The following is a 6785-nucleotide window of genomic DNA, read 5'->3' as shown; positions in this document are numbered from 1 at the left end:
TTATTTGTAGTTATTTTAAAAAGATTTCGTCTATTTCTAACCTAAAATTTTCTTGGGTTTTATTACCGATTAAAATAGCTATCTGATTTATACTATTTTTATCAAAATTATTCATTTTTAGCTTTCTGCCTCTAAATGCAGGGTAAAAATCAGATAACTTAAGCTTAATGGTTTCTAGTTTTCCAGAAGTTTTAAAACTTTGCACAAAAGAGTAATAATTTCTTTTATTGTCTTTTACTCTGAATTGATATACTTTACCATCACCTTTAATTTTCAGGATTATATGTCTATACGCTTTCACATTCTCAAGACTACAATCATATTGTACCATGGTAAAACCGCCATTATTCTCTAGAGAAACAGTTCCTTTAAATACCCCGAAGCCAGAAGCATTCAATCGAATTTCTGAAGATGATAAACCACCCATGACCCCATCATTTACAATGCTGAAATTTGAAATATCTGAATCTTTAGTAAAATCAAAAATAATCATCTCTGAACTTTGTAGAATAAATGTAATAATTATGTAGTATAAGTATTTCATATTTTTGTTTTTAATAGAAAAGGTAGAAACATTTATTTTAATACCTCTACCTCTTCTCAAATAATACTAACCCTACTACTATATTATTTTGCCGGTTCTGCTGGAGGTGGTAGTAAAACAGCATTTACAGCATGTACGACACCATTCGTACCTTGAACATCAGTAATTATAATATCAACTGTTTGTTCACTACCCGTCAATAATTTTGCTCCATCAGATAAATCTACAGTTACGGTATTTCCATCTAACATCGTAACCACTTGTTCATTTGTTAATTGATCTGCCTGAACATTAACACCATTTACAACATGATATTTTAATACTGCATCAAGTGTAGCTATTGGTATGTCTTCTAAGCCATTCCAGTCATCATTAGAATCTAATAAAGCTTGAAAAGCATCGTTTGTAGGCGCAAAAACTGTAAAGGGTCCAGATCCTGTTAACACATTTACAAAATCTGTTGTATGACGACTATCTGTTAATGCAGCAACAAGTGTTGAAAACGCTCCGTTATTCGAGGCTAACGTTATAATATTTGGTGGTAACATAACTTTATCTATTATGTGCATTATGCCGTTACTAGCTGTGATATCAATTAGATTTGATACAGGCTTCGAATCACCGTTAAATTCAATACCTCCAGTCACTTCAACTTGTAAAGAAAGTGGTTCATCATTTGGTCCTGTACTTAATGTGTTCACATAGGTATCTGTAAGGTCACCAGATTGTATTCTACCCTCTACAACATGAAAAAGTAATACACTTGTTAAAATATATTTAGGAATGTCTCCTAAAGAACTCCATTCTGAGTTACTATCTAGTAATGCTTGAAAAGCTGTATTGGTAGGAGCGAAAACCGTAAATGGGCCATCACCTTTTAATGCAGATACTAGATCAGCACTTTTAACGGCAGTAACTAAAGAGCTTAAATCATCGACTGAAGCAGCTAAGTCAACAATATCTTGTGCAGCTGGTGGTGTAGGGTCGTCGTCATTACTACATGACGTGAATAGAACAAATGTAAATACAAGACTTACAATGAAAAACGATTCAACTTTTTTTAAAAACATCTGTTAATTTTGTTTGATTTTGCCTACTCCTTTTTAATGTCTATTTTCGGCTTACTCTGACACTATGCTAGTGATTCATCACAACAAATATATAAAATGTTTAATCTTTTAAAAAATTAATTAAACAAAAAATATTTTTATTAACTTTGCTTTAACAAAATATTCTTTAATGATGAAGAAAAAAGTATCAAAAGAAAATATAGTTTCACTCTATATGAATTATAGAGTTAAAACGGGTAAGAAGAATATTGCATTAGATGAATTTTTAAAGCATGCTAATATGACACTAGACACATTCTCAAACTATTTTTCTAATAAAAATGATATTGAAAAACACATATACAAGGCATTTATAGAACAAACTATTAGCTTGTTACATGATAGTGAAGATTATATTAATTTTGATACGAAAAACAAATTAATCAGCTTCTATTATACTTTTTTTGAATTACTAGCTGCTAACAGAGAATATGTATTACTATCTGTTAAAAAATTAGGATTAAGTGAATTAAAACTATTATCTAGATTAAAAAAAATGTTTACTAAATACATTATAAGTTTAAACATAGATAGTTTTGATTTAAAAAATAGTACCTTAAACAAAACAAAAAGCAATATCACACAAGAAGTAGCTTGGTTGCAATTGTTAGCAATCTTAAAATTTTGGATAGAAGACACATCACCCTCATTAGAAAAGACTGATATTTTTATAGAAAAATCTATCAATACCAGCTTTGACCTTATAAATACAAAACCTCTTGAAAGTCTTATAGACCTTGGGAAGTTTTTATTCAATGAAAAAATAAAAAATAATCTATGAAATCGTTAGATAAAATACCTACTTCAAAAATTCAAAGAGCCACAAAGCTAGTAACTACTGGTGCCAAGGTTGGTGTTAATTACCTAAAATATTATGGTGATAAAATGGTAAGCTCAGAAGCTGAAGCTAAAGAGAAACTCAATAGAAATAATGCTGAAGATATTTATGATAGTCTTAAAGAATTAAAAGGAAGTGCATTAAAGGTAGCTCAAATGTTGAGTATGGAAAAAAGTATCTTACCAAGAGCATATGTAGAAAAATTTTCACTATCTCAGTTTTCGGTGCCACCACTCTCTCCTCCATTGGTCATAAAAACATTTCGCAAATATTTTGGTAAAACACCCTCTGAATTGTTTGATAGTTTTAATGCTCAATCTGTAAATGCGGCTAGTATTGGCCAAGTACATATGGCAGAGAAAGACGGAAAAAAACTAGCCGTTAAAATTCAATATCCAGGTGTTGCCGAAAGTATTGCTAGTGATTTAGCGATGGTAAAACCCATCGCTATAAAAATGTTCAATATTAAAGGGAAAGATTCTGATAAATACTTTAAGGAAGTTGAAAACAAACTTATTGAAGAAACAAATTATGTTTTAGAAGTAATGCAGAGTAAAGAAATTGTTACAGCATGCCATCACATTGAAGGTTTAAAATTTCCTGAATATTACGAAGATCTTTCTTCAGACCGCATTATCACAATGGATTGGATGGAAGGAATTCACTTATCAGAATTCACAAAATTAGACCTCACTACTAGTACCAGAAATAAAATAGGTCAAGCACTGTGGGATTTTTATATGTTTCAAATACATCGCTTAAAAAAAGTACATGCAGATCCACATCCTGGTAATTTTTTGGTATCAAAAGATCATAAACTTATTGTTATTGATTTTGGTTGTATGAAAGAGATTCCTATGAATTTTTATACACCGTATTTTGAATTATCACGTAAAGAAACGATTAATGATCCAGAACGTTTTAAAAACAAGTTATATGAATTAGAAATTCTTCGTAAAGATGATAGCGATGAAGAAATACTATTCTTTTCAAAAATGTTTCATGAGATGTTAGATTTATTTACACAACCTTTCCATAGTCAATCTTTTGATTTTTCGAACGATGAATTCTTTAATAAAATTTCTGAATTAGGAGAAAAATATAGTAAAAACACCGAGTTACGAAAAATGAATGGCAATCGTGGTTCTAAACATTTTATTTACATCAACAGAACCTTTTTTGGCTTATACAATCTTATGTATGATATTAAAGCTCCGAACATAGTTATTGATAATTTTACAAAGTATTAATATGCATATCACCAGAAAACAGATAGATGATTTAGAACATATCTATAAAATTAATCTCATTAACAGTTGTTCTGGTTATAAGTCTGCAAACTTAATAGGTACAAAATCTATAACTGAAAAAAGTAATGTGGCCGTATTTAGTTCTGTTACTCATTTAGGATCGAATCCTCCTTTGTTAGGATTCATACTTCGCCCTACCACAGTTCCCAGACATACCTATACGAACATAAAAGAAACAAAATTCTACACTATAAATCACATTTTTAAAGATATTTTAGAAGATGCGCACCATACATCTGCAAAATATGATAAAGACATTTCTGAGTTTGATATTACAAATTTAGAAGAAACATTCAAAAATGATTTTCATGCGCCTTTCGTATTACATTCACCTGTTCAAATGGCAATGAAATATGTAGAAGAATATTATATAAAAGCAAATGATGTTATCTTAATTGTTGGGGAAATTTTAGAAATTTATGTTGATAATCAATTAGTAGCTGATGACGGATTTATAAACCTTTCAAAAGGAAAAGTTGCCAGTATTAATGGTTTGGACGGATATACCATACCTAAATTAAAGAGACGATTTGGGTATCAACGTCCTAAAAATATAAATGGAAATTCATGAAAATTTTAATCACAGGCACCACCGGATATATAGCTAAACGATTAGCTTTAAAATTACTCGATGAAGGTCATACGCTAGTGTGTTGTGTACGCGATATGAACAGAATACCTTACGAAATAGAAGAACATACAGCAGTAAGCTTCATAAAAATAGACTTTCTTAAACCGAAGAATGTAGCAGTGCCCAAAGATATTGATGTTGCTTATTACTTAATACATTCAATGTCAACCAATAAAGGAGATTTTGAATCAATGGAAGAGAAATGTGCTGCTAACTTTAAAAATCTTGTTAGCGCAACAAATTGTAAACACGTAATTTATTTGAGTGGTATCGTAAATGATAGTTCGTTATCGAAGCACTTACAATCACGCCTGCAAGTAGAAAAAACATTACAATCAAAAAATTATGGTTTAACTACCTTTAGAGCTGGTATTATTGTAGGAAGTGGTAGTGCTTCTTTTGAAATTATTCGTGATTTAGTTGAAAAACTACCCATAATGATTACTCCTAAATGGCTGAATACCAAATCACAACCTATCGCAATTCGAGATGTGTTAACCTATCTTTCAGAAGCAAAATGCAACGAAAACTTGTATAATAATTCATACGATATTTTTGGTCCCGAAGTACTTACATACAAAGAAATGCTCTTACAATTTGCAGAAGTAAGAAAATTTAAGAGGTACATCGTCACACTACCAGTGCTAACGCCCAGACTTTCATCATATTGGTTATTTTTCGTTACTTCAACTTCATTTCAACTTGCCAAAACACTTGTAGATAGTATGAAAGTTGAAGTAATAGGTAAGACTAGTGATATAGATAAGTACATACATGTTGATGCGCTCACCTACAAACAATCTGTAGAACTAGCCTTTCAAAAAATTCAGCAGAACAGTGTTATTTCTAGTTGGAAAGACGCCATAAGTAGTGGAGTTTTTAAAGATCAATTGAATAAGCATATAGAAATACCAAAATTTGGTTGTTTTAAAGATATTCGCACCAGAGTAATTAGTGATGAGGCATATACCATGCGGCGTATTTGGTGTATTGGTGGTAAGAACGGTTGGTATAGTTATGACTTTTTATGGAAACTTAGAGGTTTAGCTGATAAATTATTCGGCGGTGTAGGATTGCGAAGAGGACGCACTCATCAATGTGAACTAGAACCAGGCGATCCTTTAGATTTCTGGCGAGTATTATTAGCAGATAAAAAACAAAAACGCTTATTGCTTTTTGCAGAAATGAAAGTACCTGGCGAAGCGTGGTTAGAATTTCATATTGTAAAAAATAAGCTTTACCAAAGAGCAGTTTTTAGACCCAGAGGAGTCTGGGGTAGATTGTACTGGTATATGGTATTACCGTTTCATGCGTTTGTTTTTAAAGGAATGATTAATGCGTTGATAAATAAATAGTATTTATCCAATAATAATTAAATTTTATTATATTGTATGTTTTTTAACATAATTTTATTAAACATTTTATTAGGTTTGAACCCAAAATATTGCAGTTAGTATATGGAGATTATAGAAAGAGCACTTGAATTTGAAAAGAGAAAACTTCGCTCGTTATCGACTAGTGATCGTATAAAAATTTCACGTGAAGCAAAAGAAATAATCCTTTCGCTGAACGAGATTTATAAGAAAACAAAAGATAGTGATATCATGGATATCATGAAACGTTTAACCGTTATTAAACAAAAAGTAGAGAAACGACTTAATATTGTACCCAGAGTATAATGTTTTCTATATTTTCAAAATCAGAAAGTTCAAATCCTACACAATCTATTTATGATATAACTATCAATTCGCTTGAAGGGAAGCCAATAGCCCTAAATAGTTTTAAGGACAAAAAAATGCTTTTTGTTAATGTAGCCTCAAAATGTGGCTTTACTCCGCAATACAAAGAGTTACAAGAGTTACATGAAAAATATAAAAACACTCTACAAATAATCGGCGTACCCTGTAATCAATTTGGGAGTCAAGAGCCAGGAGGTGCTGAAGAAATTCAGACCTTTTGTGAGAGAAATTACGGAGTTGATTTTTTAATTACTGAAAAAGTTGACGTCAAAGGACAAAACCAACATGCTTTATATGAGTGGTTAACAAAAAAATCAATCAATGGGCATAAAAGTTCTACTGTTAAATGGAACTTTCAGAAATACTTAGTTGATGAACATGGTAAGCTCATCGACTATTACTACTCAATAACAAGTCCTTTAAGTTCGAAAATTTTAAAACATTTATAACGATGTTCGGACTATTTAAAAAGTGAAGTAGAAAAATTACAAGCCAAATATGAGAAATTGATGAAAGACTGGCATAGTTTATCGACTGTTAATAGAGCAAAAAGTGATAAAAAATATGCTGAAGCGGAAAAAATACAAGAAAAAATAAAATTGCTTACTTCTAAA

General features: G+C 30.8%; 9 protein-coding genes. 7 read left to right on the top strand and 2 right to left on the bottom strand.

From position 1 onward, the window contains the following. Positions 1–10: 10 nt before the first annotated feature. Positions 11–544, bottom strand: a complete 534-nt coding sequence (locus AC1EUY_RS15740; RefSeq protein ID WP_480196509.1) for a CIA30 family protein — start codon at positions 542–544, stop codon at positions 11–13. Between the two features lie 83 nt (positions 545–627). Continuing rightward, a complete protein-coding gene (locus AC1EUY_RS15735; RefSeq protein WP_480196508.1) occupies positions 628–1614 on the bottom strand; it encodes a fasciclin domain-containing protein in 987 nt (328 codons plus the stop codon). Between the two features lie 169 nt (positions 1615–1783). Here AC1EUY_RS15735 and AC1EUY_RS15730 point away from each other — a divergent pair, with 169 nt between their 5' ends. The 7 genes from AC1EUY_RS15730 to AC1EUY_RS15700 form a co-directional block, all read left to right on the top strand. Continuing rightward, positions 1784–2434: a TetR family transcriptional regulator C-terminal domain-containing protein gene (locus AC1EUY_RS15730; protein ID WP_480196507.1), complete on the top strand. Its 651-nt coding sequence runs from the start codon at positions 1784–1786 to the stop codon at positions 2432–2434. After that, the gene (locus tag AC1EUY_RS15725) at positions 2431–3741 is read left to right on the top strand and encodes an ABC1 kinase family protein (protein ID WP_480196506.1); all 1311 of its coding nucleotides are present in this window, start codon (positions 2431–2433) and stop codon (positions 3739–3741) included. Before AC1EUY_RS15730 ends, AC1EUY_RS15725 begins: the two co-directional genes overlap by 4 nt. A gap of 1 nt (position 3742) precedes the next feature. Further along, positions 3743–4372, top strand: a complete 630-nt coding sequence (locus AC1EUY_RS15720; protein ID WP_480196505.1) for a flavin reductase family protein — start codon at positions 3743–3745, stop codon at positions 4370–4372. Next, positions 4369–5787, top strand: coding sequence for an SDR family oxidoreductase (locus tag AC1EUY_RS15715; protein ID WP_480196504.1), 1419 nt, complete (start codon positions 4369–4371; stop codon positions 5785–5787). Before AC1EUY_RS15720 ends, AC1EUY_RS15715 begins: the two co-directional genes overlap by 4 nt. 102 nt (positions 5788–5889) lie before the next feature. After that, on the top strand, positions 5890–6111 hold the full coding sequence (locus AC1EUY_RS15710) for a hypothetical protein (RefSeq protein ID WP_480196503.1): 222 nt from the start codon (positions 5890–5892) through the stop codon (positions 6109–6111). Continuing rightward, positions 6111–6620 carry a glutathione peroxidase gene (locus AC1EUY_RS15705; protein WP_480196502.1) on the top strand — a complete coding sequence of 170 codons (510 nt, stop codon included), beginning with the start codon at positions 6111–6113 and terminating at the stop codon, positions 6618–6620. The genes AC1EUY_RS15710 and AC1EUY_RS15705 overlap by 1 nt, the downstream gene beginning before the upstream one ends. A 60-nt stretch (positions 6621–6680) precedes the next feature. Beyond that, positions 6681–6785, top strand: a 105-nt coding sequence (locus AC1EUY_RS15700; RefSeq protein WP_480196510.1) for a Lacal_2735 family protein, incomplete at its 3' end; no start/stop codon positions are given.

The sequence above is a fragment of the Maritimimonas sp. 2210JD6-3 genome (genome assembly GCF_056591795.1).
The sequence above is the reverse complement of the archived record's forward strand: the minus strand, read 5'-3'. Positions and strand labels throughout refer to the sequence as shown.

Excerpts from the sequence above, each read along its gene's own strand:
- AC1EUY_RS15740 (WP_480196509.1), bottom strand. The coding sequence starts at position 544 with ATGAAATACTTATACTACATAATTATTACATTTATTCTACAAAGTTCA.
- AC1EUY_RS15735 (WP_480196508.1), bottom strand. The coding sequence starts at position 1,614 with ATGTTTTTAAAAAAAGTTGAATCGTTTTTCATTGTAAGTCTTGTATTT.
- AC1EUY_RS15730 (WP_480196507.1), top strand. The coding sequence starts at position 1,784 with ATGATGAAGAAAAAAGTATCAAAAGAAAATATAGTTTCACTCTATATG.
- AC1EUY_RS15725 (WP_480196506.1), top strand. The coding sequence starts at position 2,431 with ATGAAATCGTTAGATAAAATACCTACTTCAAAAATTCAAAGAGCCACA.
- AC1EUY_RS15720 (WP_480196505.1), top strand. The coding sequence starts at position 3,743 with ATGCATATCACCAGAAAACAGATAGATGATTTAGAACATATCTATAAA.
- AC1EUY_RS15715 (WP_480196504.1), top strand. The coding sequence starts at position 4,369 with ATGAAAATTTTAATCACAGGCACCACCGGATATATAGCTAAACGATTA.
- AC1EUY_RS15710 (WP_480196503.1), top strand. The coding sequence starts at position 5,890 with ATGGAGATTATAGAAAGAGCACTTGAATTTGAAAAGAGAAAACTTCGC.
- AC1EUY_RS15705 (WP_480196502.1), top strand. The coding sequence starts at position 6,111 with ATGTTTTCTATATTTTCAAAATCAGAAAGTTCAAATCCTACACAATCT.